This is a genomic window from Pseudomonas rustica (genome assembly GCF_018336155.1).
GTDB classification, from domain to species: Bacteria; Pseudomonadota; Gammaproteobacteria; order Pseudomonadales; family Pseudomonadaceae; genus Aquipseudomonas; species Aquipseudomonas rustica.
In genome coordinates this window covers 1-357 of sequence record NZ_JAGYHF010000045.1, presented here as the reverse complement: position 1 = coordinate 357, position 357 = coordinate 1, and the positions used below count along the sequence as shown (strand labels likewise).

General features: G+C 50.7%; 1 protein-coding gene. It reads left to right on the top strand.

Features of this window, described 5'->3' with window-relative positions; all coding sequences use genetic code 11:
• The coding region (locus KFS80_RS26785) for a transposase (RefSeq protein ID WP_212546477.1) at nt 1-324 on the top strand (324 nt) is incomplete at its 5' end.
• Nucleotides 325-357 lie beyond the last annotated feature (33 nt).

The following is a 357-nucleotide window of genomic DNA, read 5'->3' as shown; positions in this document are numbered from 1 at the left end:
TTGGTGATGGCGTTTATCCGAGGTGAGTTCAAGAGCAGTGATGCTTACATCGCTTTCATTGGCATGGACTTGAGAATTTCTGACTCTGGGGAAAAAACCGGACGTCGTCGTTTGACCAAGCGAGGCTGCTCGGAAATTCGCAGGCTTTTGCACAACGCCTCCATGTCCGCCAGCCGCACAGCGGCCTGGAAGGAAACCTATGAGCATCATCGAAACAAGGGCAAAGCCACCACTGAAGCGCTGGTGATTTTGTCACGTAAACTTGCGCGTATTGCATACGCGCTGCTGAAGAGCGAGAAAGCATACGTCAGCAAATCTGCCTAAAAAACGTTGTTCGCAACCATAGAATCTCCCACA